The following is a 26,209-nucleotide window of genomic DNA, read 5'->3' as shown; positions in this document are numbered from 1 at the left end:
AGGAGACGTGAATGGCTATGTCGGCGTTGTCCAGGCACCCTACCATGCGTCGGCAACGCCGTTTTTTCATCAACGACAGGAGCCGCCATGCCAACGACCGATCTCATCGACGCCTACTATGCCGCCTTCAATGCTGGCGACATGGAGCGTTTCCTCGACCTGCTCACCGAGGACGTGGTCCACGACATCAATCAGGGCGAGCGGCAGGTGGGCAAGGCCGCCTTCGCCACCTTCATGGCGCACATGAATCGCTGCTATCGCGAGCGGCTGACCGATCTGGTCGTGATGAGCGAGCCCAACGGCCGGCGCGCTGCCGCCGAGTTCGTCGTCCACGGTGAATACCTGGCCAGCGATGAAGGGCTGCCCGCTGCCAACGGCCAGACCTACCAGTTGCCAGCCGGCGCCTTCTTCGAGATCCGCGACGGCAAGGTGGCGCGGGTCACCAACTACTACAATCTCAACGACTGGATCGCCCAGGTCGGCGGCTGACGTCCGTCAGCTGGCGGGAGCACTGTCCGCGCGCAGGGGTCGCATGGAGACGATCCCTGCCCCCTGGAGCTCCCATGCCCACTCTTCCCAGCGATTCCGTCTGCAGCCTGGCCCCCGTCTTCGCCATTCAGCCTGATCAGGTAGAGGCGTTCAAGCGCCTGGGCGAGGCCATGCTGCAGCGCACCCAGAGCGAACCCGGCTGCCTCTACTACGGCTTCTGCTACGACGGCGCCACGGCGCGTTGCCGTGAAGGCTATCGCGACGCCCAGGCGCTGCTCGCCCACCTGGACAATGTCGGCGATCTGCTGGAACAGGCTCAGGCCATCGCGACGCTGGAACGCTTCGAGGTATTCGGAGCGGCCGATCAGCTGGAGCAGCTACGCGAGCCGCTGGCGGCGCTGAACGCCCGCTTCTTCGTCATGACCGAAGGTTTTCGCCGCTAGCCTTGCGCAGGTGGCTTCTGCTGCGGCGCCAGCCGTGGCAGTAGCACCGCGAGGATGCGCTTGCGGGTCGGCACCACCAGCCGTTCCTGGAACAGTACGCAAAGCACCACTACCGCCAACAGGAACAGCCAATACCAGACGATGGAATTGGTATAGGCCCCCGCCGCGGCGATGCAGACCTCGCGATTGCCGCTCAGGCACGCCTTGAGATTCCCACCGATCAGCTGTTCCAGGGTCATGTAGATGCCCGACAGGGGTACATGCAGGGCGAACATGGACAGTGACGCCGCCCCCAGCCGGGGCGACCAATGGCGGATGAGTTCACTGGCAGGCTCCCTCGCTAGGGCGGCCAGGTAGACCAGGATCAGCTGCGACGGCAGGAACAGGCCGTTGTGGAAGAGGAAATACCAGAACTTGGGCCCATGGGTGAACAGCGCAGTCCCCACGGCGAAGCTCAGGATCAGGTAGCTCGCCAACAGCACCCGCTGCCGCTCCGACGGCGTCCAGCCGCGCTGGTACTGGCGCCGGAAGATCGCATACAGAAGGATGCCAGCGAGAAACTCAGGCAGACGGAACAGCGGTACCCGCTGCAGGAGACCGGTGAAGGGCATGCCGTAATTCTGGTTGGCGATCACCAGCAGCGGCGGGATCAGGTAGAGCACCCATACCAGCAGCAACAGCTGCCAGGGCCGCTCGCTGGTCATCAGCCGCGGGGCCAGCTTGGGAAAGGTGAGGTAAAAGAAGAACAGCGCGGAGATCGACCAGAGCGGCGCGTTGAAGGTCAGGTAATAGGGATTCCAGGCCTGCAGCATGAACAGCTGCAACACGGCGTTGAAGGCCAGCTCGCCATTGCTCATGAAGTGCTGGAACAATTCGGGGTTGGTGCGCGCCAGGGGCTCGTTGGTGTCGAACACCACGAAACGAATGCTGGCCGTGGCCGCGCCTGGCGGTATGCCGAGGTTGCCGATCCAGGTCACCACCGCCATCGCCAGCAGCAGGGCGAAGATGTGGATCGGATAGAGGTTGGCGAATCTCTTGACCCAGAAGCTGCGCGCCGGCTCACGCAGGCTGCCGCGACCGCAATAGACATGGGCGAGCAGAAAACCGGAGAGCACGAAGAAGGTGCTGGTGGCGAAGAAGCCCATGCTGGTGATTTCGTCCAGCAGGGGAATGGTCTTGCGCTCGGGATAGAAATGGATGGTGTGGTAGACCACCACATAGAAACCCATCAGGAACCTGAGCCACTCCAGACCAATGAAGCGGTGTTTATCTAAATTCTGCACTAAGGCGTTACTCGTCTGGCCTCGTCCGCGGGACGATGGGTCCGGCCTACCGCACCGGATCGGTTATGTTACCCGCACCTGACATCTGGGGCTGCTAACCGCGCCCCAGTACACCAATCACCAAACGATCCAGCGAGCCCCATAACCATTCGCGGGCGCGCCGCCACCAGGGACGACTGCGCCAGAACTCCAGGGTGATCTCGCGACTCTGGGCGAAATCCTTGACGAAGCTGGCCGCCACCGCCTGGCTCAGGCCGCGATCGACCGCTTCGACGTTGGCTTCCAGATTGAATCTCAGATTCCAGTGATCGAAATTGCAGGAACCGACACTGACCCAGTTGTCCACCAGCACCATCTTGGCGTGGATGAACCTGGGCTGGTATTCGTAGATGCGCACACCGGCGCGCAACAGGCTGCGATAGTAGCGCTGCCCGGCGAAACGTACCGGCGGGTTGTCGGTATGCCGGCCGGTGAGCAACAGGCGTACGTCGGCGCCGCGGCGTGCGGCGCGCCGTAACGCCCAGCGCACGCGCCAGGTCGGCAGGAAATAGGGAGTGGCGAACCAGATGCGCTCGCGGCCCCCTACCAGGGCACGAATCAGCGCCTGGAGGATATCGCGGTGCTGGCGGGCATCGGCATAGGCCACCCGGCCCTGCCCTTCCTGGGCGGCCGGTGGTGGTGGTGGGCGTTCGCGGCCGCGGCGCGGACGCGGCTTCCAGGCGCGGCGGCGACCGACCGCCTCCCATTGCCGCTCGAACAGCGCCAGCCAGTCTTCCACCAGTGGCCCCTGGATACGCACCATCACCTCGTGCCAGTTGCAGTCGCTCTTGGCCGGATCCCAGAAGTCATCGGTCGCGCCGCTGCCACCGACAAAGGCTTCTTCGCCGTCGATGATGAAGATCTTGCGATGATCGCGGTGCAGATTGTGCAGGCCGTGGCCGAAGCGCACGGGATTGAAGAGGCGCAGTTCGGCGCCCGCTTCCTCCAGCTGGCGACGCAAGCCGGCGTCCATCCGCAGGGTGCCGAAGCCATCGAACAGGCAGCGCACCGCGACGCCCCGGCGGGCCGCCTCGGTCAGCGCCACGAGCAGCTGTTCGGAGCAGCTCCCGGCTTCCACCAGATAGAGTTCGACATCGATCTGGCGACTGGCGCCAGCAATGGATTCGAGCATGGCCGGAAAGAACCGACCGCCGTCCACCAGCAATTCGAACCTGTTGTTTTCCCGCCATGGAAAGACGGCGCCCCGCATGCTTCCTACTCCGTGCCTGTGGCCATTGCATAAGAAGGCACGCGCGTGGGTTCGTTCAGTGAGGTTCGCGGTTTGGCTAACTGGGCCTTGGTCGGCGCACCTCGGCAAGCTCTGGATGGGGCATGGCTAGGCCCCGGGCCCGATGGACGGGCACCGGTCGGAGCAGGGTATCAGCGCAGTCTAGAGCGTCGGTTCGGGTCGCCGGGCGGTCCAGTCCACCTGCTGGGGGAAGCGTCCGGTCACCTCGGCGCTCAGTGGCCGCGAGACCAGGAAGCCCTGCATGATTTCGCAGCCGTGCTCGATCAACCAGTCGCGTTGTTCCAAGGTCTCCACCCCTTCCGCGATGACTTCCAGATCCAGGTTGCGACCCAGTTCGAGGATGGTGCTGACGATGGCAGCATCACGCGAGGAGTCCAGCATGTTGGCGATGAACAGCTGATCGATCTTGAGGGTGTCCAGCTCGAAGTGACGCAGGTAGGCCAGCGAGGAATAGCCGGTACCGAAGTCGTCCACCGCGATGCGCACGCCAAGGGCACGCAATTGCGACAGCTGCGCTCGGGTGTAGTCGATGTCGTGCATCAGCGCCGACTCGGTCACCTCGATTTCCATCTGCTCGGGCCGCAGATGGTGAGTCTCGATGATCTGGCGCAGGCTTTCCGCCAGTTGCGGCATGCCGAATTGCACCGGGCTGAGGTTGATGCTCAGCAGCAGCTCGTCACCATAGATCTCCTGCAGGGACTGCAGCTTGGTCGCGCCTTCACGAAAGATCCAGTCGCCGATGCGATTGATCAGCCGGGTCTCTTCCAGCAGCGGGATGAAGACGCTGGGCGAGACCTTGCCGGCCACTGTGTGCTCCCAGCGCAGCAGCGCCTCGAAGCCGCGCAGGCGACCATCGCGCAGATAGACCTGCGGCTGGTAGGCGAGGACGAAATCCTTGTTGTCGATGGCATTGCGCACGCTTTCTTCGAGCATCAGTCGTGAGCGGGCACGGCCATTCATTTCTGGCGAGAAGAAGCGGTACTGCTGGCGCCCACCGCGCTTGGCCTCGTACATGGCGATGTCGGCCGAGCGCAGCAGGCCGTCCACGGTATGGCCGCAATCGGGATAGCTGGCGATGCCGATGCTGGCGCCCAGACTGACTTCCATGCCGTCGATGCGATGCACCGTGGCCAACAGCTCCAGCAGCTTCTCGGCGACCCGGGCGGCATCCTCGGGATGCTCCAGGGAATCGAGCAGGGCGGTGAATTCGTCGCCACCCATGCGCGCCAGGATGTCGTAGGGCCGCATGCAGCTCTTGAGCTGCTCGGCGACGATGCACAGCACCCGGTCACCCGCTTCGTGGCCGAGGGAATCGTTGATGCGCTTGAAGCCGTCGAGGTCGATGTAGAGCACGGCCATGCGCTTGCCGTTGCGGCCGCTGCGCGCCAGCGCCGCTTCCAGCGTCTGGTTGAAGCCACGGCGGTTGAGCAGCCCGGTCAGGGCATCGGTGACGGCCTGGGATTCGAGCTGCTCCTGCAGCTCGCGCATGCGCGACATGTCCAGCGCGATGATGACCATGGCGCGCTGCATGCGTGGCAGCGGCGCGCAGGACAGCGCCACCGGCAGGCTGTCGCCGCGGTTGGTCCGCAGGCGCGCGTCGTGCAGGCGATAGGTCTCGCGGCGGTCGTAGTGCTCCATGAAGGGCGAGGTCTGCCAGTCGTCCAGGCCGTTGCCGCCTTCGAGGAAATCGAGAAAGTTGGCGTGCACCAGATCGCTGACGCTGCATCTGAGCATGCGCGCGATGGCGGCATTGGCGAAGGTCACCCGCCCCTGTTCGTTGACGGTGAGGATACCCTCGGCGGCATTGTCGAGCAGTGAGTCGCTGAAGGACTTGGCCAGTTCCAGCTGCTGGGTGGCCTGCAGCAGTTCGCGGCGATTGCGCTCGTGATCGAGCAGCGAGCGCACCTTGTGCCGGAGGATGTTGGGATCGACTGGTTTGAGCAGGTAGTCGACCGCGCCGGTGGCATAGCCACGCAGCACCGATTCGTAGGAGTGGGCTTCGGCGGAGACGAAGATGATCGGAGTGAAACGGGTGCGCAGGTTGCTACGCATGATGCGCGCCACCTCGAAGCCATCCATGATCGGCATCTGGACGTCGAGCAGAACCAGGTCGACGGTTTCGTCCAACAGGTATTGCAGGGCGCGCTCACCCGAAGCGGCCGTGATCACCCGCCAATTTCCGACCTCCAGCACAGCCTGCATGGCGAACAGGTTCTCCTGGCGGTCGTCCACCACCAGCAATACCGGGCCTTGCTCTGTCTGCGGCAACGGGCACTCCATCAAGCCTTTCTCCCCGCGGCTTCTGCCGCCGTGCAGCAGCCATAAGCGGCTGGCTACCCCTTCCCTTCGTGTCCGTTATGCGATGTGTCGCTCCAACCCTACTAGCGTAGCAGCCGGACAGGCGCCTGCCGCCTGCAATTTGACAGGAGGAAGCCTTCGCGACGTCTATCAGAGCGCAAAATGAAAAAGCAGTTTCCGCAACCCTTCACCAGGGCGCGGAAACTGCGGGTCGCGGACGACGAGCGGTCGCTACTGGGCGGGGGCGCCAGTCGCGCCGGGAAGCGGACGCAGATTGACCTCGACGCGGCGATTCTGCGCGCGACCATCGGCGGTGGCGTTGCTGGCGATGGGCGCGTCGGGACCGGCGCCGCGGGTGCTCAGCCGGGCCGCGGGCACACCCTGAGCGGTCAGGTAGCCGGCGACGTTTTGCGCCCGCCGCTGGGACAACTCGACGTTGTGGGCACGGCTGCCGGTGCTGTCGGTGTAGCCGACGATCTCGATGCTGTTCTGATCGAACTGCTTGAAGGAGTTGGCCAGATCGTTCAGCGGCTTGTAGAAGCTATTGGCGATATCGGCGGAATCAGTAGCGAAGGTGATGTTGCCCGGCATGATCAGCTTTATGTCGTCGCCCTGGCGCTGCACCTCGACACCGGTATTTTCCATCTGCCGACGCAGTTCGGCTTCCTGGCGATCGGCATAGTAGCCATAGCCGGCGGCGGCCGCGCCCACGGCAGCGGCACCGATTAGCGCGCCCTTACCCCGGTGATTGTGATCGATGGCGGCACCGGCGACCGCACCGGCCAGGGCACCCAGGCCACCGTACTTGGCGGTATTGGAAGTGCCACCGCTGGCCTGACCCTGGTTTTCGTAGGGATTGGGGGATGCGCATCCCGCCAGGGTGGCCAAGGCCAGGCTGGCGAGAAGCATACGAGTGGGCAGCGCCATGTCTTTACTCCTTGAAAATCCATTGCGGCGGACAGGGCCGCACCTTGCAATTCTAGCTGCGTGATCTGAATCGCAACTGAACGAAGCGGTACCCCCGGACACTTATCGCAATAGCAAGGCTCTAACCAAGCGATTGAAGAAATCAAATATCGATAGCTTGCACATCGATTTTTTACGATCTAAGGTTCGTAACAACCCAATATGACGATACGACCGCGATGGACGAGATCCTCAAAGCCCTGGCCAATCCCTTGCGCCGCCAGATCCTAGGCTGGCTGCGTGATCCCCAGCAGTACTTCCCGCACCAGGAACACGACCTGGGCACGGGCGTCTGTGCCGGCCAGATCGAGGCCCGAGCCGGGCTGTCGCAGTCCACGGTGTCGGCGCATCTGGCGGTGCTGACCAGGGCCGGGCTGGTCACTACGCGGCGAATCGGCCAATGGGTGTTCTACCAACGCGACGAGGCCGCCATCCAGGCCTTCCTGCAACGCCTCGCCCGCGACCTCTAGTCTGCAAGGAATATTCATGCCCGCTTCTCTCATCGTGCTGGCGCTGAGCGCTTTCGCCATCGGCACCACCGAATTCGTCATCATGGGGCTCCTGCCCAACGTCGCCGCCGACCTGGGCGTGTCCATTCCCAGCGCCGGGTGGCTGGTCACCGGCTATGCCCTGGGCGTGGCCGTCGGCGCACCCTTCATGGCCCTGGCCACCGCCCACTGGCCGCGCAAGCGTGCCCTGCTCGCCCTGATGGGCATCTTCATCGTCGGCAACCTGCTCTGCGCGGTGGCCAGCGGCTACAACATGCTGATGCTGGCCCGGGTGGTCACCGCCCTCTGCCACGGCGCCTTCTTCGGTATCGGCGCCGTCGTGGCGGCGAGCCTGGTTCCCGAGAATCGCCGCGCTTCGGCGGTGGCCCTGATGTTCACCGGCCTGACCCTGGCCAATGTGCTGGGCGTGCCCCTGGGCACCGCCCTGGGTCAGGCCGCTGGCTGGCGCTCGACCTTCTGGGCGGTGGTAGCCATCGGCGTGGTCGCGCTGATCGGCCTCTGGCGGGTCCTGCCAGCCGATCGCAACCAGCCACGCGCCGATTTACGTCGGGAGTTGCTCGCCCTGCGCGGCCTGGGCTTCTGGTTGGCGCTGTCGATGACGGTGTTCTTCGCCGCCTCCATGTTCGCCCTCTTCACCTATGTGGCGCCCCTGCTGCAGGAAGTCACCGGCGTCTCGCCCCGCGGCGTGACGGGTACCCTGCTGCTGATCGGCCTGGGCCTCACCCTAGGCAACTTCATCGGGGGCCGGCTGGCCGACTGGCGCCTGGCTACCAGCCTGGTGGGCATCTTCATCGCCCTGGCGCTGACCTCCGCCGCCCTGCGCTGGACCGGCCACGCCTTCCTGCCGGCCGAAATCACCCTCTTCCTCTGGGCCGCCGCCGCCTTCGCCGCGGTCCCCGCCCTGCAGATCAACGTGGTCACCTTCGGCAAGGACGCACCAAACCTGGTCTCGACCCTCAACATCGGCGCCTTCAACGTGGGCAATGCCCTCGGTGCCTGGGTCGGCGGCCTGGTGATCGATCACGGCCTGGGTCTTACCGCGGTACCCCTCGCCGCCAGCGGGCTCGCCCTGCTGGCCCTAATCGCCACCCTGCTGACCGCCAGCCAGGCCCGCAAGAGCGGCCTGGCGACCGCCAGCTAATCAAGAGAGCTAGCCATGACTCAGCTGTTCGAGCCGATCAAGATCGGCGCCCTGGAACTGCCCAACCGCGTCATCATGGCGCCCCTCACCCGCTGCCGTGCCGAGCCAGGCCGGGTCCCGGGCGACCTGATGGTCGAATACTATGTGCAACGCGCCTCGGCGGGCCTGATCATCACCGAAGCCACCTCGGTGGATCCCATGGGCGTGGGCTATCCCGACACCCCCGGCATCTGGTCCGATGCGCAGGTGGCCGGCTGGCAACGCATAACCACCGCCGTGCACAAGGCCGGCGGCCGTATCGTCCTGCAACTCTGGCACGTTGGCCGTATCTCCGATCCCCGCTACCTCGATGGCGAACTCCCGGTAGCACCGAGCGCCATCGCCGCCCAGGGCCACGTCAGCCTGCTGCGTCCCAAGCGTGACTACGTCACCCCACGGGCGCTGGAAACCGAGGAAATCCCGGGTATCGTCGCCGCCTACCGCCGTGGTGCCGAAAACGCCAAGCGCGCCGGCTTCGATGGCGTCGAGGTTCATGGTGCCAATGGCTACCTGCTCGACCAGTTCCTGCAGAGCGACACCAACCAGCGCACCGATGCCTACGGCGGCTCCGTCGAGAATCGTGCCCGGCTGCTGCTGGAGGTGACCGATGCCTGCATCGATGTCTGGGGCGCCGATCGCGTCGGCATGCACCTGTCCACCCGCGGCGACATGCACACCATGGGTGACAGCGACCCCGCCGCCACCTTCGGCTACGTGGCCCGCGAACTGGGCAAGCGCCAGGTGGCCTTCATCTGCATCCGCGAAGCGGCGGGCAGCGACAGCCTCGGCCCGGAGCTCAAGGCAGCCTTCGGCGGCGTCTATATCGCCAACGAGAAGTTCGACAAGGATAAGGCCAACGCCTGGCTGGACGAGGGCAAGGCTGATGCCGTGGCTTTCGGCGTGCCCTTCATCGCCAACCCGGACCTGCCGCAACGCCTGGAGCAGGATGCCCCGCTCAATGAGCCGCACCCGGATACCTTCTACAGCAAGGGCCCGGTAGGCTACATCGACTATCCGCGGTTGTAATTTTTCCTGCCGACAAGAAAAGCCCGCCGATCGGCGGGCTTTTTCATGGGGATTCAGGTTTATCGCGGCCATGGGCCGCTCCTACAGTGATGTCTGAACCTGTAGGAGCGACCGTATCGGCAGACCGTCATGGCAGTGATGCCCCTAACGTCCAGGCATCAACCGTAGGTTGGGTTGAGACGGTTCTATCATCGAAGCCCAACAGTCACGTGCACGGCCTACCCGTGTTGGGCTTCGCTGCGCTCAGCGCCAACCTACGTCAAGAACCGTAGGTTGGGTTGAGACGGCTCCATCGTCGAAGCCCAACAGTCGCGTGCACGGCCTACCCGTGTTGGGCTTCGCTGCGCTCAGCGCCAACCTACGTCAAGAACCGTAGGTTGGGTTGAGACGGCTCCATCGTCGAAGCCCAACAGTCACGTGCACGGCCTACCCGTGTTGGGCTTCGCTGCGCTCAGCGCCAACCTACGTCAAGAACCGTAGGTTGGGTTGAGACGGCTCCATCGTCGAAGCCCAACAGCCACGAGCACGGACCACCGTGTTGGGCTTCGCTGCGCTCAGCGCCAAGCTACGGCTCAACCTGGGCCGGGATGGGCCAGAACGCCCGGATCGCCGCCACGCCCTGGGCGCCGGCCTGCCAGGCACCAGTGAGGTCATCCTCGCCGAGACCACCCAACAGATAGGCTGGCAGATTGCAGTCGGCCAGCAGTTGCTGGGCCTTGACCCAGCCCAGGGTCGGAGCGCCGGGATGGCTGGTGGTAGGCATCACCGGCGACAGGGTGACGAAATCCACGCCCATCTGCTGGGCCAGGGCCAGCTCTTCGGCGTCGTGGCAGGAAGCTGCCAGCAGGCGCTGTTCCGGAAAGGGTCGGCCATTGGGCGCATAGCGGCGCAACTGTTCGGCGGTCAGGTGCCAGCCGGCGGCGGGGAAATCCCCCAGCCATTCCAGCGGACCCTTGAGCATCAGCTGGGCGCGACCGGTGCAGAGCCCCTGGACGTCGCCAGCCAGATCGCGGTACTGGGGATCGAAGTTGTCCGGCGTACGCAGCTGGACCAGGCGAATGCCACTGTCCAGCGCCCGGTGCAGGCCATTGAGCAATTCCGCGGTGGTCAACTCGCCGGGGGTGATGAGGTAGCGCTCCGGTAGGCGCGCGGCCTGAACGATGGGCCGATTGGCAGCGGGAAAGTCATAGTCGAGCAGCGCGCGCGGGGCGACCCAGGCGAGCGGCTGGCCCTCGGCGCCATGGGCCTCGCCGGTGAAGGCATCCACCTGCCAGACGTCCAGCAGCACCGCCTGGTCGGGATAGTCGTGGCGGACCTGCAACAGCGGGCGGGCCGCTGTCACCCTGATGCCCAGCTCCTCGGCCAGCTCGCGCTCGAGCGCCACGGCCGGGGCTTCACCAGCCTCGACCTTGCCTCCGGGAAACTCCCAGAGTCCACCCTGGTGCTTGTGCGCCGGGCGCTGGGCGATAAGGATCTGCCCCTGGGGATTGCGGATCACCGCCGCGACGACATGCAGACGAGTCATGCGCTCTGCTCCTCCGTTTCTGCCTCCGCCAGCCAGCGCTGAAAGGCCGGCCAGGCGTAGATGGTTTCGACATAGGCGGCCGCTTCGGCCGACAGCTCCACCCCGTAGCTATGGAAGCGACTCGCCACCGGCGCATAGAAGGCATCGGCGATGGTCGGCGTACCAAACAGATAGGGGCCCTGCTGGCCATAGCGCTCGCGGCATTCGCGCCACAGGCGCTGGATGCGCTGGATGTCTTCCACCGCCTCGGCCGTAGTGGACTTCAGCCGCTGCCGACGACGCAGGTCCATGGGCAGCTCGCGGCGCAGGGCGAGGAAGCCACTGTGCATCTCGGCGCACAGGGCTCGGGCATGGGCGCGCGCCAGGGTATCCACGGGCCATAGCCCGGCGTCGGGATAGGCCTCGGCGAGATACTCGACGATGGCCAGGGAATCCCAGATGGTGCCCTCTTCCAGCTTGAGCACCGGCACCTTGCCGGTCGGCGACTGGGCCTTGAGCAAGGCGCGGCTGTTGGGCGCATAGAGCGGAACCGGCACCTCTTCATAGGCAGCGCCACTGAGCTCCATGGCCAGCCAGGCCCGTAGCGACCAGGAGGAGAAATTCTTGTTGCCGATCACGAGTTGCAGCTGGGACATGCGGGAATTCCTCGGAACGATGCGGCCCCGGCGGACCGCGCGCAGGCGCCCGCCAGACGGCGGACGCCGAAGCGCCGGGTAGCCGTCAGGTACGGTACTCGGCGTTGATCTTCACATAGTCGTGGGACAGGTCGGTGGTCCAGATGGTCTCGGCATGGCTGCCACGGCCCAACTCGATACGGATCTCGATCTCCGCCTGGCCCATGACCCGCGCGCCCTGCGCTTCGGTGTAGGTGGCCGCACGACCGCCCTGCTGGCAGATCTGGACATCCCCGAGGAAGACGTTGATCAGGCTGACGTCGAGGCTCGGCACTCCAGCCCGGCCAACGGCGGCCAGGATGCGGCCCCAATTGGGATCGGAGGCGAACAGCGCGGTCTTGATCAGCGGCGAATGGGCGACGGCATAGCCGACGTCCAGGCATTCCTGGGCGTTGGCACCGCCATTGACCTGCACGGTGACGAACTTGGTGGCACCCTCGCCATCGCGCACGATGGCCTGGGCCAGTTCGGCGAACACCGAGAAGACCGCGTCGCGCAGCTGCTCGAAGGCTTCATCGCTGGGCTGGGCGATTTCCGCCATGGCCGCGCGACCGGTAGCCACCAGCATGCAGCAGTCGTTGGTGGAGGTGTCGCCGTCGATGGTAATGCGGTTGAAGGAGCGGTTGGCGGCATCGGCCAGCAGGTCCTGCAACAGGCCCCGCGCGACCTTGGCGTCGGTAGCCACGTAGCCGAGCATGGTGGCCATGTTCGGCCTGATCATGCCGGCGCCCTTGCTGATGCCGGTCACGGTGACGGTGGTGCCGTCCACCTGGAACTGGCGACTGGCGCCCTTGGGCAGGGTATCGGTGGTCATGATGCCGCTGGCGGCGGCGGCCCAGTTGTCCTCGGCCAGATCGGCCAGGGCGGCCGGCAGCGCGGCTTCGATCTTCTCCACGGGCAGCGGCTCGCCAATCACGCCGGTGGAGAACGGCAGTACCGCCTCCTCGCCCACGCTGGCCAGGGTCGCCAGGGTCTTGGTGGTGCGTTCGGCCGCGGCCAGGCCAGGCTGACCGGTACCGGCGTTGGCGTTGCCGGTGTTGGTCAGCAGATAGCGTACCGGACCGGTGAAACGCTGCCGGGCGATGATCACCGGCGCCGCGCAGAAGGCATTGAGGGTGAAGACACCGGCCACGCTGGAGCCTTCGGCGCAACGCATCACCACCACATCCCTGCGCCCGGGACGCTTGATGCCGGCGGAGGCGATACCGAGTTCGAAACCGGGAACCGGGTGCAGCGTGGAGAGCGGACCGAGACCGACAGCCATGGGAAAACTCCAGTGGAAGAAAAGGAAACGCCGCGAGCGGAAAACCGGTCGCGGCGTGGAAATCGGGATTCCAGCACCCGCTTCGCCCAGCCTGGGCAAGGGGCGCAGACAGCCTAGCGAGAGTTTACAACCTGTCGGCGGCTATGCCGACAGGTTGCCGTCGCCTCGGCCGTTTCGGCAAAACCTTAGTCGAGTTTGCCGTGGCACTGCTTGTACTTCTTGCCGGACCCACAGGGGCACGGCTCGTTGCGCCCGATCTTCTGATCGTTGCGCTGGGGCTGCAAGGGCACCACGGTGTCCTCGCCCTGCTCGTCCTCGATCACCTCGGGGTCGACCAGCGAAGGCGCCTCGGCATGCTGGAACTCCATGCGCTCGGCCAGGGCCTCGGCCTCGCGGCGCATGCGCTCCTCCTCCTCGGCTGGATCTTCGCGGCGTACCTGGACGTGGGACAGCACGCGAATGGTGTCGCGCTTGATGCTTTCCAACAGCTCCTGGAACAGGTTGAAGGACTCGCGCTTGTATTCCTGCTTGGGGTTCTTCTGGGCGTAGCCGCGCAGATGGATGCCGTGACGCAGGTGATCCATGGTGGTGAGGTGGTCCTTCCAGAGGTCGTCGACCACCCGCAGCAGCATCTGCTTCTCGAAGTTGCGCAGGGCCTCGCGACCGGCCATGTCTTCCTTTTCCAGGTAGGCGGCTTCGAGCTGGTCGAGGATCTTCACCCGCAGGGTGTCCTCGTACAGCTTGTCATCCTCGTCCAGCCACTGACCGATGGGCAGTTGCAGGCCGAAGACACTGTAGATCTCGGCTTCCAGGCCGGGCACGTCCCACTGCTCGGGCAAAGACTGCGGCGGGATATGCTCGTTGATTACCTGGGTCAGGGTTTCCTCGCGGAAGCCCTTGATGGTGTCGCCGACGTCTTCGTTGGCCAGCAGGGTGTCGCGCATGTGATAGATCACCTTGCGCTGCTCGTTGGCCACGTCATCGTATTCCAGCAGCTGCTTGCGGATATCGAAGTTGCGGCCTTCGACCTTGCGCTGCGCCTTTTCGATGGCGTTGGTGACCATGCGATGCTCGATGGCCTCGCCGCCCTGCATCCCCAGGGCCTTCATGAAATTCTTCACCCGGTCGGAGGCGAAGATGCGCATCAGGCTGTCTTCCAGCGACAGGTAGAAGCGGCTGGAACCCGGGTCGCCCTGGCGACCGGCACGGCCACGCAGCTGGTTGTCGATCCGGCGGGATTCGTGGCGCTCGGAAGCGATCACGTGCAGGCCGCCAGCATCGATGACCTGCTTGTGACGTGCCTGCCAGGCGGCCTTGATCGCGGCGATCTGCTCCTCGGTGGGATTCTCCAGGGCCGCGACTTCGACTTCCCAGTTGCCGCCGAGCAGGATGTCGGTACCGCGACCGGCCATGTTGGTGGCGATGGTCACGGCGCCCGGACGACCGGCCTGGGCGATGATCTCGGCTTCGCGCTCGTGGTACTTGGCGTTGAGCACCTTGTGCTCGATGCCGGCCTGGGTCAGCAGCTGGTCGACGTACTCGGAGCTCTCGATGGAGGCGGTACCCACCAGCACCGGACGGCCTTCGGCCTGGCACTGCTTCACGTCCTCGATGATCGCCTGGTACTTCTCGGCCTGGGTCAGGTAGACCAGGTCGTTGAAGTCCTTACGGGCGACCTCGCGGTGGGTCGGGATCACCAGCACGTCGAGGTTGTAGATCTGGCGGAACTCGAAGGCCTCGGTATCGGCGGTACCAGTCATGCCACCGAGCTTGTTGTAGAGGCGGAAGTAGTTCTGGAAGGTGGTCGAGGCCAGGGTCTGGCTCTCGGGCTGGATCGGCAGTCCTTCCTTGGCCTCGATGGCCTGGTGCAGGCCTTCGGAAAGACGGCGGCCCGGCATGGTACGGCCAGTGTGCTCGTCGATCAGCAGCACCTGGTCCTGCTGGACGATGTACTCGACGTTGCGATGGAACAGGGTGTGGGCACGCAGGCCAGCGAACACGTGGGTCAGGAGGCCCAGGTTGTGCGCGGAGTAGAGGCTCTCGCCTTCGGCCAGCAGACCGGTTTCGGTGAGCATTTCCTCGATGAACTGGTGACCCAGCTCGGTGATCTCCACCTGGCGGGTCTTTTCATCGATGGTGTAGTGACCGACCTGGGTCGGATTACCTTCCTCTTCCTCGATGTGCTGTTGCAGGCGCGGAATCAGCAGGTTGATCTTCTGATAGAGCTCGGAGCTGTCTTCGGCCTGGCCGGAGATGATCAGCGGGGTCCGGGCTTCGTCGATGAGGATGGAGTCCACCTCGTCGACCACCGCGAAGTTCAGCTCGCGCTGGTACTTCTCGGCCATGCTGAAGGCCATGTTGTCGCGCAGGTAGTCGAAGCCGAATTCGTTGTTGGTGCCGTAGGTGATGTCCGAGGCGTAGGCGGCACGTTTCTCTTCCGGCGGCTGGAACGGCAGGATGATGCCCACCGACAGCCCGAGGAACTCATACAGCGGCCGCATCCAGTTGGCGTCGCGGCGGGCCAGGTAGTCGTTCACCGTGACCACGTGTACGCCCTTGCCGGACAGCGCGTTGAGGTAGACCGGCAGGGTTCCCACCAGGGTCTTGCCCTCACCGGTACGCATCTCGGCGATCTTGCCTTCGTGCAGCGCGGCACCGCCGATCAGCTGGACATCGAAGTGGCGCATGCCCATGACGCGCTTGCCCGCCTCGCGGACCACGGCGAAGGCTTCGGGCATCAGCGCATCGAGGGACTCGCCCTTGGCTACGCGCTGCTTGAATTCCTCGGTCTTGGCGCGCAGTTGCTCGTCGCTCAAGGAGGCAATCTGGGATTCGAACGCATTGGTGGCCACCACGACCTTGCCTAGGCGTTTGACATCTCGTTCGTTCTTGCTTCCAAAGAATTTCTTCAACAAAGGCGCAAACATATCGACTGGAATTCTTCCGCTGGAATGAGAGGAGCGAAACGGGCGGCAAGGCCTCTACAGAGCCTGGCCAGACGCCTAGGCGCGGGGGTTGAAGCCCGCGGTGTCCCGCAATGGTAATCGGGCATTCTACTCGGAAATGCCGATGAGGAAAGAACGACGGGGCACCAGCCGCCAGGACGCCAGAGCGATCTGTTACCATCGGCGTCCTCTCTTCGCCCATCGCGAGTCCTGCGCATGGCCTTTCGCCCTCTTCCTGCCGTCGCTCCCGCTGCCCTGCTGCGCCAGGCCAAACCGCTCAAGGCGCTGTTTCGCGAGGCCGAGCGACTGGGGCGTCTGCAACAGTTGCTGGAAGAGCAGTTGCAACCGGCCGCTCGCCCCCACTGTCGGGTGGCCAGCTGGCGCGAGGGCACCCTGTTGCTGGTGGTCAACGACGCCCACTGGGCGACGCGACTGCGCTATCAGCAGCGCCGCCTGCTCCGGCTTTTGCAACAGGCGCCAGAGTTCGCTGGACTGACGCGTCTGCAGTTCAAGATGCAGCCGAGTCCTGGCGTCGCCACTCGGGCCCGTCCCGTGCGGCAGGTCAGCCAGGTGGGCGCCGACAGCCTGCGCGAGGTCGCGGCCGGGATCCGTGATCCCAAGCTCAAGGCCGCCCTGGAGCGGCTGGCCAGTCGTACCGGCCAGCCTGCGGAATAGGCCCTACCCCTTGGCCACCGCCCGGTCGAAGGCCGCGCGGATGCGGTCTTCCGGCAGATCCATGCCGATCAGCACGACGCGACTCTCGCGCTCCTCGTCCGCCAGCCAGTCACGCTCCCAGTCGGCGGCATAGATCTGCTGTACGCCCTGGAACAGCAGGCGGCGATCCTCGCCGGCGATGTTCAGCAGCCCCTTGTAGCGCAGCAGGTCGCAGCCGAGGGTGTCGAGCAGCATCTCCATGACCTTGCCGATCTTGTCCTGGTCGTAGGGGCGCGCCTCACGGATAGCGATGGACTGGATGCGCTCGGTGAGACTGACGGCTTCCGACACCGGTCGCAGCGGCCGGAACAGCGTGGGCGGCGCCAGGTCTTCGTCGTGCAGGTTGAAGCCGCGGATATCCAGCAGCTCGGCCAACTCGATCCGGCCATGATCGACATGGCGGATCGGCGCGCGGCGGTTGATGCGCTGCAGGCGGTTCTCCAGCGCCTCGACGGCGGCCGGTTCGGCCAGGTCGAGCTTGGTCAGCAGCAGGCGATCGGCGAACCCGATCTGCGCCTGCAACAGCGGATCGCTCAGTTGCTCGCTGGCATGGACGGCGTCCACCAGGGTGAGTACCCCGTCGAGCAGATAGCGTTCGCGCAAGAGGTCGTCGGTGAAGAAGGTCTGGGCCACCGGACCGGGATCGGCGAGGCCCGTGCACTCCACCACCAGACGCTCGAAATCCAGCTCTCCGCTGTCCAGCCGCTCCAGCAGCACGGTCAGGGCATAGGCCAGGTCCTTGCTGCCGGTGCAGCAGACACAGCCGTTGGCCACCTTCATCAGTTGTACCGCGCCGGCGTCTTCGAGCAGTTCGCCATCGACGTCCAGGGCACTGAATTCGTTTTCGATCACGGCGATCTTCAGACCGTGCTCGGCCTGCAGGATGTGCTTGAGCAGGGTGGTCTTGCCGGCGCCGAGAAAGCCGGTCAGGACGGTGACGGGAATAGGTTCACGCATGGAAAACTCCAGACAGAAAGAGGCCGGGCATGGAGCCCGGCCTTGGGTGACCCATGGTCAGCAGCAGCGGATGGCGCCGGACTTGCCGCCACCGTAGCGCGCTTCCTGGCGTTCGCGGAAGAAGGCTTCGTAGCTCATCACCGGCTGATCAGGATGCTTGCCACGCATGTGCTCGACGTAGGTGTCGTAGTCGGGCATGCCCACCAGCATCTTGGCGGCCTGCCCGAGGTATTTGCCCATGCGACCCAGGTCATTGAACATGAGAGTGCTCCTTTAGGAACCCGCTACCGGCTGGAAGGGGGTTTCGCGATCGCTGCGCTCGGGCTTGGCCAGGGCGGCGCGACCGACCTTGATGGAAAAGAACAGAATGCTCATCACCACCACCAGGAACAGTACCGACAGGGTGGCGTTGGTGTAGGCGTTGAAGACGATGTGCTGCATCTGCTCCATGCTCTTGGCTGGGGCGATCACCTGGCCTTGGTCCATGGCGGTGCTGTACTTCTTGGCCAGGGCCAGGAAGCCGACCGCCGGATTCGAATCGAACAGCTTGATCAGGCTGGCGGTGGTGGTGCAGATCAGCAGCCAGACGGCTGGCACCAGGGTGACCCAGACATAGCGCTGGCGCTTCATCTTGATCAGGACCACGGAGCCCAGCATCAGGGCGATACCGGCGAGCATCTGGTTGGAGATACCGAACAGCGGCCAGAGGGTGTTGATGCCGCCCAGCGGATCGACCACGCCCTGGTACAGCAGCCAGCCCCAGAGGGCGACGCAACCGGCGGTACCGATGACGTTGGCAGTCCAGGAGTCGGTCCGCTTCAGGGATGGCACGAAACTGCCCAGCAAATCCTGCAGCATGAAGCGCCCGGCACGGGTACCGGCGTCCACCGCGGTTAGGATGAACAGCGCTTCGAACAGGATCGCGAAGTGGTACCAGAAGGCCATGGTGTTCTCGCCCGGCAGCACGTTGTGCATGATCTGGGCGATGCCCACCGCCAGGGTCGGCGCACCACCGGCACGGGCCAGGATGGTGTGCTCACCGATCTCGGTGGCGGTGGCCTGCAGCATCTCAGGCGTCACCACGAAGCCCCAGGTGCTGATCTTGGCGGCCACCGACACCACGTCGGCGCCGACCACGGCGGCCGGACTGTTCATGGCGAAGTAGACGCCCGGCTCGATCACCGAGGCGGCGACCATGGCCATGATGGCGACGAAGGACTCCATCAGCATGGCACCGTAGCCGATGTAGCGGGCATGGGTTTCCTTGGCGATCAGCTTGGGCGTGGTACCCGAGCTGATCAGGGCATGGAAGCCGGATACCGCGCCGCAGGCGATGGTGATGAACAGGAAGGGGAACAGGGTGCCCTTCCACACCGGGCCGGTACCGTCGACGAACTGGGTCAGGGCCGGCATCTTGAGCATCGGCATGGTCACCAGGATGCCGATGGCCAGGGCGATGATGGTGCCGATCTTGAGGAAGGTGGACAGGTAGTCACGCGGGGCCAGTACCAGCCAGACCGGCAACACGGCGGCGACGAAGCCGTAGCCGATCAGCATCCAGGTGATCTGTATGCCGGTGAAGGTGAAGGCCGGGCCCCAGACCGGATCGGCGGCGACCAGGCCACCGGCCCAGATGGAGGCCAGCAGCAGCACCACGCCGATCAGCGAGATCTCGCCGATGCGACCGGGGCGGATGTATCTCATGTAGACGCCCATGAACATGGCGATCGGCAGGGTGGCGATCACCGTGAACATGCCCCAGGGGCTCTCGGCCAGGGCCTTGACCACGATCAGCGCCAGCACCGCGAGGATGATGATCATGATCAGGAAGCAGCCGAACAGCGCGATGGTACCGGGGATGCGTCCCATCTCCTCGCGCACCATGTCGCCCAGGGAGCGGCCATTGCGGCGGGTGGAGAGGAACAGGACCACGAAGTCCTGCACCGCACCGGCGAAGACCACCCCGGCGATCAGCCAGAGGGTGCCGGGCAGGTAGCCCATCTGGGCGGCGAGCACCGGGCCGACCAGCGGACCGGCACCGGCGATGGCGGCGAAGTGGTGGCCGAAGAGGATGTGCTTGTTGGTGGGCACGTAGTCCAGGCCGTCGTTGTTGAGGACGGCAGGCGTGGCACGCTTGGCATCGAGCCCCATCACCTTGGTGGCGATGAACAGGCTGTAGTAACGATAGGCAACGAGGTAGATCGCCACGGCGGCGACCACGATCCAGAGGGCGTTGATCGCTTCGCCTCGACTCAGCGCCACGGTACCCAGCGCGAAGGCGCCCAGTACAGCAACGGCGAACCAGGCTAGATGGCTGGCCATTCGGGTCATGCTTGTTCTCCTGCCGCGCGCCAGTGGCCGCGACGATACTTGTTATTGTGAGAGCCCACAGCGGAGCCATATTACTATCGGCGGCGCGACGCGACAGCGAAATTCGCAGAACTACCCAAGGCCCGCTACGTAGTTCTACGTAGACACCCGCCCCAGACAGGTCCCGATGCAGCTCAAATACAAGATGGTCGCCCTCGGTCTCCTGCCCCTGCTGCTGGCAGTGGCAGCGGTCTGCCTGGTGGTGCTGGAACAGAGTCAGCGCCTGGGCGAGCAGCAGGCACATCTGCTCGAACACAGCATCCTCAACAGCAAGAAGACCGAGCTGCGCAACTATGTGGAGATGGGCGTCAGCGCCATCCAGCCGTTGTACGGCAGCGGCCGTGACGACGAGGAAACCAAGGCCAAGGTACTGGCGCTGCTGGCCAGCCTGAATTTCGGCAGCGACGGCTACTTCTTCGTCTACGACCAGCACGGGCGCAATCTCATGCATCCGCGCCAGCCCGAGTTGGTCGGTCAGGACCTCTGGCAGCTCACCGACGGCAACGGTCTGCTGGTGATCCAGGCGCTGTTCAAAAGCGCCCGCACGGGCGATGGCTTCCAGCGCTACGGCTGGCAGAAGCCCTCCACCGGCCAAATGGCGGCGAAACTCGCCTACGTGACCCAGCTGCAGCGCTGGGGCTGGGTGCTGGGCACCGGCCTCTACCTGGACGACGTCGACGCGGCCCTCGCCCAGGTGCGCCACGATGTGGCCGCCGGTATCCGCACCACCCTGCTGGCCAGCGCCGCGGTGGCGCTGGTGGCGGTATTGCTGGTGTTCGCCGGCGGCCTGACGCTCAACGTCAGCGAGCATCGCGAGGCCGATCGCAAGCTCAAGCAGCTGACCCAGCGTCTCATCACCTCCCAGGAGGAAGAGCGCTCGCGGTTGTCGCGGGAACTGCACGACGGCATCAGCCAGTTGCTGGTGTCCATCAAGTTCCAGTTCGAACTGGCCAGCCGCGAACTGGACGCGAGCAAGCCCAGCGCCGGTGAGACCCTGCGTGAGGGCACCCAGCGCCTGGCCGCGGCCATCGGCGAGATCCGCCGTATCTCCCACGACCTGCATCCCTCGCTGCTGGATACCCTTGGTCTGCCGGCCGCCCTCGGCCAGTTGGTGGAGGAATTTCGTCAACGCAGCGGCCTCGCGGTGGATTACCGGCAGACCCTGGATGACAGCCCCGCCGGCGGCGACATGGACGTCGCCCTGTTTCGCATCGTCCAGGAGGCCTTGACCAATATCGAACGCCACGCCGCGGCGCGGCACGTGGTGATCGATCTGCAACGGCGCGGTCGCTGGATCTGCCTGACTGTGCACGACGACGGTCGCGGCTTCGACACCGGCCAGGTGGAACGCCTCAGCGGCGGCATCGGCCTGCGCAACATCCGCGAACGGGTGGAGCTCTTCGGCGGCCGCTGCGCCATCCAGTCCGGCCCCGGCGGCACGACCCTGGACGTGGTTCTGCTACGCTCGGACCTTGCCGCCGACGAGGAGAGCCCGACATGACGCCGATCCGTATCGTCCTGGTCGACGATCATGCCCTGGTCCGCGCCGGGGTGCGGGCGCTGCTGGGCACCATCGAGCGCTTCACCGTGGTCGGCGAAGCCGGCAGCGGCGCGGAGGCCCTCGACCTGCTGGCGCGCCTCGACCCCGACATCCTGCTGGTGGACATCGGCCTCAAGGACATCAACGGCCTGGAGCTGACCGCCCAGATCGCCGCGCGGGCGCCGCGCGCCCGGGTGCTGATCCTGAGCATGTACGACAATCGTGAATACGTCAGTACCTCGCTGCGGGTGGGCGCGGCCGGCTACGTACTCAAGGATGCCCCTTCCGAAGAGATCATCGCCGCGGTCGAGGCACTGGCGGTGGGCGGACGCTTCTACAGCAGCGCCATCGCCGCCCGCCTGGGTGAAGGCGGCGCCAGCGAAGGCGAACTCACCCCGCGCGAGCGCCAGGTGCTGCTGCTGATGGCCCAGGGGCTCAACAACAAGACCATGGCCCAGCAACTGAACCTCAGCGTGCGCACGGTGGAGACCCACCGCCTGAGCATCCGCCGCAAGCTGGACATCCAGAAGCCGGCGGATCTGGTTCGCCATGCGCGCGAGTACGGCTGGCGCCCCGAGGACGCCTCCAAAGCTTGACCAAAAGGCCGCTGCTCGCACCCAGGCGACCAATGAGCCGTCTCGTTCTGGCTCCGCCGGGCCGGGACCGCTACCCTCGCAGGAGAAGTCGATACGGGACGACGGCTGTCGTCTACAGTGATCAGGAAACCTCAGGAAGCCTTCCATGAACGACACCAACGAGCGTCGCCGCTTTACCCGCTTCACCTTCGATGCCCCCGCGCAGTTGCACCAGGGTGAGCGCCAGTGGGCAGCGCCCGTGGACGACATCTCGCTCAAGGGCGTGCTGCTGGCGCGACCCGCCGACTGGTCCGCCCAGTCGAGCGCGGACTATCAGCTGCGCGTCCTGCTCAACGACGAGACCCAGGTGAGCATGGATGTGGAGCTGGTGCGGGAAACCCCGGAACAACTGGCCTTCGCCTGCCGGCAGATCGACCTGGATTCCATCAGCCACCTGCGCCGACTGGTGGAGCTGAACCTTGGTGACGAGACCCTGCTGGAGCGCGAGTTGGCGGCGCTGGGGGAGCGGTAGGTCAATTTGATCGCGGCCATGGGCCGCTCCTACCGGAGTAGCTGGACCTGTAGGAGCGGCCGCAGCGGCGGACCGCCAAGGCCGCGATCGGTGAAGCCGGTGGAAAACGGCACAGCCTTTTTCACCAGGTTGACGGCGTTGGGCTTCGCTGCGCTCAGCGTCAACCCGCGGGAAGGTTCGTCTTCTCGACCTTACTGTTAGAACTCCAGATGCAGACCCACCACCAGCCGGGCATCGTGGGTGTCTTCACCCTCTTCCCGCGCCATGGCGGCAGTGTTGCCATGGGTGGCATTCCAGGACACCCCGACATAGGGCGCCACTTCCGGCGTCACCTGGTATCTCAGGCGCAGCCCGGCTTCGCTTTCGGCGAAGCCCGCGCCCTGGCCGCGTGACTCGTCGTTGCGGCCATAGAAGTTGAGTTCGGTGTGAGGCTGCAGGATGAGCCGCTGGGTCAGCGCCCAGTCGTATTCGGCTTCCAGGCGCAACGCCGTCTGGTTGTTCTCGCCGATGAAGGCGGTGATCTCGACGTCGAGATCCTCGGGATCGTGCTCCTGGATACCCAGGGCAGCCCAGGTCTGTGGCGAACCCGGTTTGAAATCCTGGCGGATACCGGCGACGGTGCCCCAGCCCTGGGTCAGGACATGGCCCCAGAGCGCCTGCACCTCGGCCTGCTCGGTATGGCCATTGGTACGCTCGCCCTGGCTGCGGAAATCCAGGCGATTGGCGCCGCCGCCAAAGGCCCAGCCTTCCAGGTCCCAGTTGAAGACGCTGCCTTCATCGGCGTGCTGCCATTCGAGCTGATCCACTTCCAGACTGGCCGGGGCGGTGCCATTGGGATCGGAAGCCTGGGCCAGGGCACTGGAGACAAGGCCGGCGATGAGTACGGACAAGGAGAGCAGACGAGGCATGGCGGGTATCCAGGGTCGTGGAAGCGCCTGATAGACCACCCTCGCCCGCCCAGAGTTTTAAAAAATATTACAAAAGCCGCTCCAGGCTATTCGAACAGCGCATCCAGCGCCTGCTCCAGCCGGGTCACTGCCACCACCTGCAGACCGGGCGGCGGATCCTTGGGCGCATTGCCCTTGGGCACGATGGCACGCTTGAAACCGTGCTTGGCGGCCTCCTTGAGGCGCTCCTGGCCACTGGGCACCGGCCGGATCTCGCCGGACAGGCCGATCTCGCCGAACACCAGCAGATCATGCGGCAGGGCGCGGTCCCTCAGACTGGAGATCACCGCCGACATCAGCGCCAGGTCCACCGCCGTCTCCAGTACCTTGACCCCGCCGACCACGTTGATGAAGACGTCCTGGTCGTAGGTAGGAATGCTGCCATGACGGTGCAGCACGGCCAGCAGCATGGCCAGGCGATTCTGGTCCAGGCCCACGGTGACCCGCCGCGGATTGGCCAGGTGACTGGTGTCCACCAGCGCCTGCACCTCCACCAGCATGGGCCGCGAACCCTCCCACGTCGCCATGACCACGCTGCCGGCCACGGCCTCCTGAGCGCGATTGAGAAAGATCGCCGAGGGGTTGGAAACCTCCTTGAGGCCCTTGTCGGTCATGCCGAACACGCCCAGCTCATTGACCGCGCCAAAGCGATTCTTGACCGCCCGCAGCATGCGCAGGCGCCCGTCGGACTCACCCTCGAAATAGAGCACGGTGTCGACCATGTGCTCCAGCACCCGGGGGCCAGCCAGGGCGCCTTCCTTGGTGACGTGGCCGACCAGGAAGATGGCGGTACCGGTCTGCTTGGCGAAGCGCACCAGCAGCGCCGCGCTCTCGCGCACCTGGGCCACCCCGCCAGGTGCGGACTGCAGCTGCTCGGTGAAGATGGTCTGGATGGAATCGATCACCATGACCCGCGGCTTTTCCTGGCGCGCGGTGGCGACGATGGTCTCGATGCAGGTCTCGGTCATGACCTTGAGCTTGTCTTCCGGCAGGCCCAGCCGCCGGGCGCGCATCGCCACCTGCTGCTGGGATTCCTCGCCGGTGACATAGAGCGCCGGCATGCGCGCGGCCAGGTGGCAGAGGGTCTGCAGCAGGATGGTGGATTTACCGATGCCCGGATCGCCGCCGATCAGCACCACGGAGCCATCCACCAGACCGCCACCCAATACGCGGTCGAGTTCGGTGGAGTCGGTGGTGAAGCGCGGGGTTTCCTCGACGCTGACCTCGGCCAGGGTCTTGATGGTCGCCTGGGCTCCAGCCCAGCCGGCGCGACCGGAGGGCACGGCGGAGGTCTCGACGACGGTTTCCACCAGGGTATTCCAGGCACCGCACTCGCCGCACTGGCCCGCCCACTTGGGAAAGGTGGCGCCACACTCGGTGCAGCCGTAGAGACGCTTGGCCTTGGCCATGGCGGAGTGCTCCAGTCGGGAAGGAAAGAGTTTCCCAGCATACCACGACTGGATGCATAGACAGTAAAAAGGCGCGCTTCTCGCGAAGCGCGCCTCTGGAATTTATGGCCTCGAGGTCTAGTTGCCCTCGCCACCTGGTTGACGCAGCATAGTCAGAGCCTGGTTGGCCTGAGCGATGCAGGTCTTCTCGTCGCCGGCCTTTTGAGCGGCCATGGCGTTCTTGCGGAATTCGGCGATCTGTTTGGCCTGGGAACTGCCCGGCCCGATCATATTGGTCTTCATTTTGCTAGCGTCGTCCAGCTTCTGCAGCTGAACCGCACAGAGATCCTGGGCGAACACGGGTGCGGTGGCGAACATCATCAGGGCGATCAGGGCGGTACGCTTCATGGAGACATCCTCGTTGAGAGGGCCAGGTAGGCCGGATTAACCTCGCTCACCCCGCGAAACTCCTTTGGGGTATCCCATTGACCGCCAAGCGCCGCTCGTCGTTCAGCAAAATGTAATCCAGCTCTCCGACAAAGGACTCTGACACTAGTGTTTGAGCGTCGAGATCAGGCCCGAATCACCCCGGAGCCAGACCGGCAACGCCTGCTGCCAGCGCTCCTGTTCGAGATGCTGCAGACAGGCGAGCAGTCGGCTGTATTCAGCGAATTCCCGTTGCACCCGGCGGCGTTGGTCTTCCACAGCCGCTTCGGTGATCCACAGGTGCCATTGTTGGTACATCGCCATTTCGTCTGTCATCGGCCCTCTCCTGAGGGAGGCCATGATGGCAACGTCGACAGCCCTTGCCAATCGCGCCGAGCGCGGCTCGACGCGGCAGGCAGAGCCCGGGCCGGCTAGGACGGGTATTTCAGCTGCTGGGCAATTTTGTCCTTGAGCAGGACACGTTCCCGACGCAGGCGACCCAGATCTTCGTCGCCGCTGGATTCCTCCACCTCTTCCAGAGCGAGGATCTGCTGATCGAGCTTCTGGTAGTCCTCCAGCAGCTTGGCGAAATCCGGATCGGACTGCGGACGACTGTCCAGCTGTTCGGCGTACTCGGGAAAGTCTTTGTGCAGGTCGTGTTTGGCAACCATCAGAGGCTCCTTGGGCGCAGTGGGTTTGAAGCGCGAAGGCCGCAGCCATCGTCTTACAGGGTGGACCCGAGGCCTTCGACAAAGTGCGACAGCCACGACCAGTTGCCTCTTTCCGGGCGATTTGCCGTGCCTGGGGAACCTGAAGACCGTCCCTGAGGTTCCAAACCCGAGCGAAGCGATCACAATCGGCTATCGTCTC

Annotated in this window: 25 protein-coding genes; 9 read left to right on the top strand and 16 right to left on the bottom strand. The window is 65.0% G+C overall.

The window, feature by feature from the left end:
* Positions 1 to 87: 87 nt before the first annotated feature.
* A complete protein-coding gene (locus PJ259_RS19975; RefSeq protein ID WP_271653930.1) occupies positions 88 to 489 on the top strand; it encodes a ketosteroid isomerase-related protein in 402 nt (133 codons plus the stop codon).
* Between the two features lie 74 nt (positions 490 to 563).
* Complete coding sequence (locus PJ259_RS19970) at positions 564 to 932, top strand: putative quinol monooxygenase (protein ID WP_271653929.1); 369 nt, start codon at positions 564 to 566, stop codon at positions 930 to 932.
* Here PJ259_RS19970 and PJ259_RS19965 read toward each other — a convergent pair.
* From PJ259_RS19965 to PJ259_RS19950, 4 genes are all read right to left on the bottom strand, one after another.
* Positions 929 to 2,215, bottom strand: a complete 1,287-nt coding sequence (locus PJ259_RS19965; protein WP_271653928.1) for an acyltransferase family protein — start codon at positions 2,213 to 2,215, stop codon at positions 929 to 931. The two genes, PJ259_RS19970 and PJ259_RS19965, sit on opposite strands and share 4 nt — an antisense overlap.
* A gap of 94 nt (positions 2,216 to 2,309) precedes the next feature.
* Positions 2,310 to 3,464 (bottom strand): phospholipase D-like domain-containing protein, encoded by a 1,155-nt coding sequence (locus tag PJ259_RS19960; protein ID WP_059313627.1) that lies wholly within the window; start codon positions 3,462 to 3,464, stop codon positions 2,310 to 2,312.
* 180 nt (positions 3,465 to 3,644) lie between these two features.
* Entirely contained in the window at positions 3,645 to 5,783 is a 2,139-nt protein-coding gene (locus PJ259_RS19955; RefSeq protein WP_271653927.1) for a putative bifunctional diguanylate cyclase/phosphodiesterase, read from the bottom strand.
* Positions 5,784 to 6,032: 249 nt separating this feature from the next.
* On the bottom strand, positions 6,033 to 6,728 hold the full coding sequence (locus PJ259_RS19950) for an OmpA family protein (RefSeq protein ID WP_271653926.1): 696 nt from the start codon (positions 6,726 to 6,728) through the stop codon (positions 6,033 to 6,035).
* A gap of 218 nt (positions 6,729 to 6,946) precedes the next feature.
* On the opposite strand from PJ259_RS19950, the gene PJ259_RS19945 reads away from it, so the two are divergent.
* Genes PJ259_RS19945 through PJ259_RS19935 form a run of 3 tightly spaced genes read left to right on the top strand, consistent with a single transcriptional unit; the run spans position 6,947 to position 9,482 of the window.
* Positions 6,947 to 7,237, top strand: a complete 291-nt coding sequence (locus PJ259_RS19945; RefSeq protein WP_059313624.1) for an ArsR/SmtB family transcription factor — start codon at positions 6,947 to 6,949, stop codon at positions 7,235 to 7,237.
* A gap of 16 nt (positions 7,238 to 7,253) precedes the next feature.
* Entirely contained in the window at positions 7,254 to 8,417 is a 1,164-nt protein-coding gene (locus PJ259_RS19940; protein WP_059313623.1) for an MFS transporter, read from the top strand.
* Between the two features lie 15 nt (positions 8,418 to 8,432).
* Entirely contained in the window at positions 8,433 to 9,482 is a 1,050-nt protein-coding gene (locus PJ259_RS19935; RefSeq protein ID WP_271653925.1) for an alkene reductase, read from the top strand.
* A 565-nt stretch (positions 9,483 to 10,047) separates the two neighbouring features.
* Here the strand turns inward: PJ259_RS19935 and PJ259_RS19930 are convergent.
* The 4 genes from PJ259_RS19930 to secA form a co-directional block, all read right to left on the bottom strand.
* The gene (locus tag PJ259_RS19930; protein ID WP_271653924.1) at positions 10,048 to 11,007 is read right to left on the bottom strand and encodes a Nudix family hydrolase; all 960 of its coding nucleotides are present in this window, start codon (positions 11,005 to 11,007) and stop codon (positions 10,048 to 10,050) included.
* Entirely contained in the window at positions 11,004 to 11,642 is a 639-nt protein-coding gene (locus PJ259_RS19925; protein WP_271653923.1) for a glutathione S-transferase family protein, read from the bottom strand. The genes PJ259_RS19930 and PJ259_RS19925 overlap by 4 nt, the downstream gene beginning before the upstream one ends.
* Positions 11,643 to 11,727: 85 nt before the next feature.
* Positions 11,728 to 12,945 carry a bifunctional glutamate N-acetyltransferase/amino-acid acetyltransferase ArgJ gene (argJ, locus tag PJ259_RS19920; RefSeq protein ID WP_271653922.1) on the bottom strand — a complete coding sequence of 406 codons (1,218 nt, stop codon included), beginning with the start codon at positions 12,943 to 12,945 and terminating at the stop codon, positions 11,728 to 11,730.
* Positions 12,946 to 13,130: 185 nt separating this feature from the next.
* The gene (gene secA / locus PJ259_RS19915) at positions 13,131 to 15,872 is read right to left on the bottom strand and encodes a preprotein translocase subunit SecA (RefSeq protein WP_059313618.1); all 2,742 of its coding nucleotides are present in this window, start codon (positions 15,870 to 15,872) and stop codon (positions 13,131 to 13,133) included.
* Between the two features lie 234 nt (positions 15,873 to 16,106).
* On the opposite strand from secA, the gene PJ259_RS19910 reads away from it, so the two are divergent.
* Positions 16,107 to 16,565 (top strand): DciA family protein, encoded by a 459-nt coding sequence (locus tag PJ259_RS19910; RefSeq protein WP_271653921.1) that lies wholly within the window; start codon positions 16,107 to 16,109, stop codon positions 16,563 to 16,565.
* Between the two features lie 3 nt (positions 16,566 to 16,568).
* Here PJ259_RS19910 and yjiA read toward each other — a convergent pair whose 3' ends face one another.
* Genes yjiA through PJ259_RS19895 form a run of 3 tightly spaced genes read right to left on the bottom strand, consistent with a single transcriptional unit; the run spans position 16,569 to position 19,892 of the window.
* Positions 16,569 to 17,561: a GTPase gene (gene yjiA, locus PJ259_RS19905; RefSeq protein WP_059313616.1), complete on the bottom strand. Its 993-nt coding sequence runs from the start codon at positions 17,559 to 17,561 to the stop codon at positions 16,569 to 16,571.
* Between the two features lie 57 nt (positions 17,562 to 17,618).
* The gene (locus PJ259_RS19900; RefSeq protein ID WP_007162682.1) at positions 17,619 to 17,822 is read right to left on the bottom strand and encodes a YbdD/YjiX family protein; all 204 of its coding nucleotides are present in this window, start codon (positions 17,820 to 17,822) and stop codon (positions 17,619 to 17,621) included.
* Positions 17,823 to 17,834: 12 nt separating this feature from the next.
* The gene (locus PJ259_RS19895; RefSeq protein WP_059313615.1) at positions 17,835 to 19,892 is read right to left on the bottom strand and encodes a carbon starvation CstA family protein; all 2,058 of its coding nucleotides are present in this window, start codon (positions 19,890 to 19,892) and stop codon (positions 17,835 to 17,837) included.
* Between the two features lie 166 nt (positions 19,893 to 20,058).
* On the opposite strand from PJ259_RS19895, the gene PJ259_RS19890 reads away from it, so the two are divergent.
* From PJ259_RS19890 to PJ259_RS19880, 3 genes are all read left to right on the top strand, one after another.
* Positions 20,059 to 21,432 carry a cache domain-containing protein gene (locus PJ259_RS19890; RefSeq protein WP_271653920.1) on the top strand — a complete coding sequence of 458 codons (1,374 nt, stop codon included), beginning with the start codon at positions 20,059 to 20,061 and terminating at the stop codon, positions 21,430 to 21,432.
* Positions 21,429 to 22,067 carry a response regulator gene (locus tag PJ259_RS19885; protein ID WP_059313613.1) on the top strand — a complete coding sequence of 213 codons (639 nt, stop codon included), beginning with the start codon at positions 21,429 to 21,431 and terminating at the stop codon, positions 22,065 to 22,067. Before PJ259_RS19890 ends, PJ259_RS19885 begins: the two co-directional genes overlap by 4 nt.
* A 145-nt stretch (positions 22,068 to 22,212) precedes the next feature.
* Positions 22,213 to 22,578 carry a PilZ domain-containing protein gene (locus tag PJ259_RS19880; RefSeq protein ID WP_271653919.1) on the top strand — a complete coding sequence of 122 codons (366 nt, stop codon included), beginning with the start codon at positions 22,213 to 22,215 and terminating at the stop codon, positions 22,576 to 22,578.
* A 197-nt stretch (positions 22,579 to 22,775) separates the two neighbouring features.
* On the opposite strand, the gene PJ259_RS19875 is transcribed toward PJ259_RS19880, so the two are convergent.
* The 5 genes from PJ259_RS19875 to PJ259_RS19855 form a co-directional block, all read right to left on the bottom strand.
* Positions 22,776 to 23,486, bottom strand: a complete 711-nt coding sequence (locus PJ259_RS19875) for a copper resistance protein B (RefSeq protein ID WP_271653918.1) — start codon at positions 23,484 to 23,486, stop codon at positions 22,776 to 22,778.
* 86 nt (positions 23,487 to 23,572) lie between these two features.
* Positions 23,573 to 24,934 carry a DNA repair protein RadA gene (gene radA / locus PJ259_RS19870; protein ID WP_017639095.1) on the bottom strand — a complete coding sequence of 454 codons (1,362 nt, stop codon included), beginning with the start codon at positions 24,932 to 24,934 and terminating at the stop codon, positions 23,573 to 23,575.
* A 117-nt stretch (positions 24,935 to 25,051) separates the two neighbouring features.
* On the bottom strand, positions 25,052 to 25,321 hold the full coding sequence (locus tag PJ259_RS19865; RefSeq protein ID WP_271653917.1) for a hypothetical protein: 270 nt from the start codon (positions 25,319 to 25,321) through the stop codon (positions 25,052 to 25,054).
* Positions 25,322 to 25,465: 144 nt separating this feature from the next.
* Positions 25,466 to 25,675 carry a hypothetical protein gene (locus PJ259_RS19860; RefSeq protein WP_271653916.1) on the bottom strand — a complete coding sequence of 70 codons (210 nt, stop codon included), beginning with the start codon at positions 25,673 to 25,675 and terminating at the stop codon, positions 25,466 to 25,468.
* A gap of 95 nt (positions 25,676 to 25,770) precedes the next feature.
* On the bottom strand, positions 25,771 to 26,010 hold the full coding sequence (locus tag PJ259_RS19855) for a YdcH family protein (RefSeq protein WP_059313608.1): 240 nt from the start codon (positions 26,008 to 26,010) through the stop codon (positions 25,771 to 25,773).
* Positions 26,011 to 26,209: the final 199 nt, after the last annotated feature.

Source organism: Pseudomonas sp. JBR1 (assembly GCF_028198185.1).
In the GTDB taxonomy this organism is placed as follows: Bacteria; Pseudomonadota; Gammaproteobacteria; order Pseudomonadales; family Pseudomonadaceae; genus Chryseomonas; species Chryseomonas oryzihabitans_E.
This window is presented reverse-complemented; position numbering and strand designations above follow the sequence as displayed.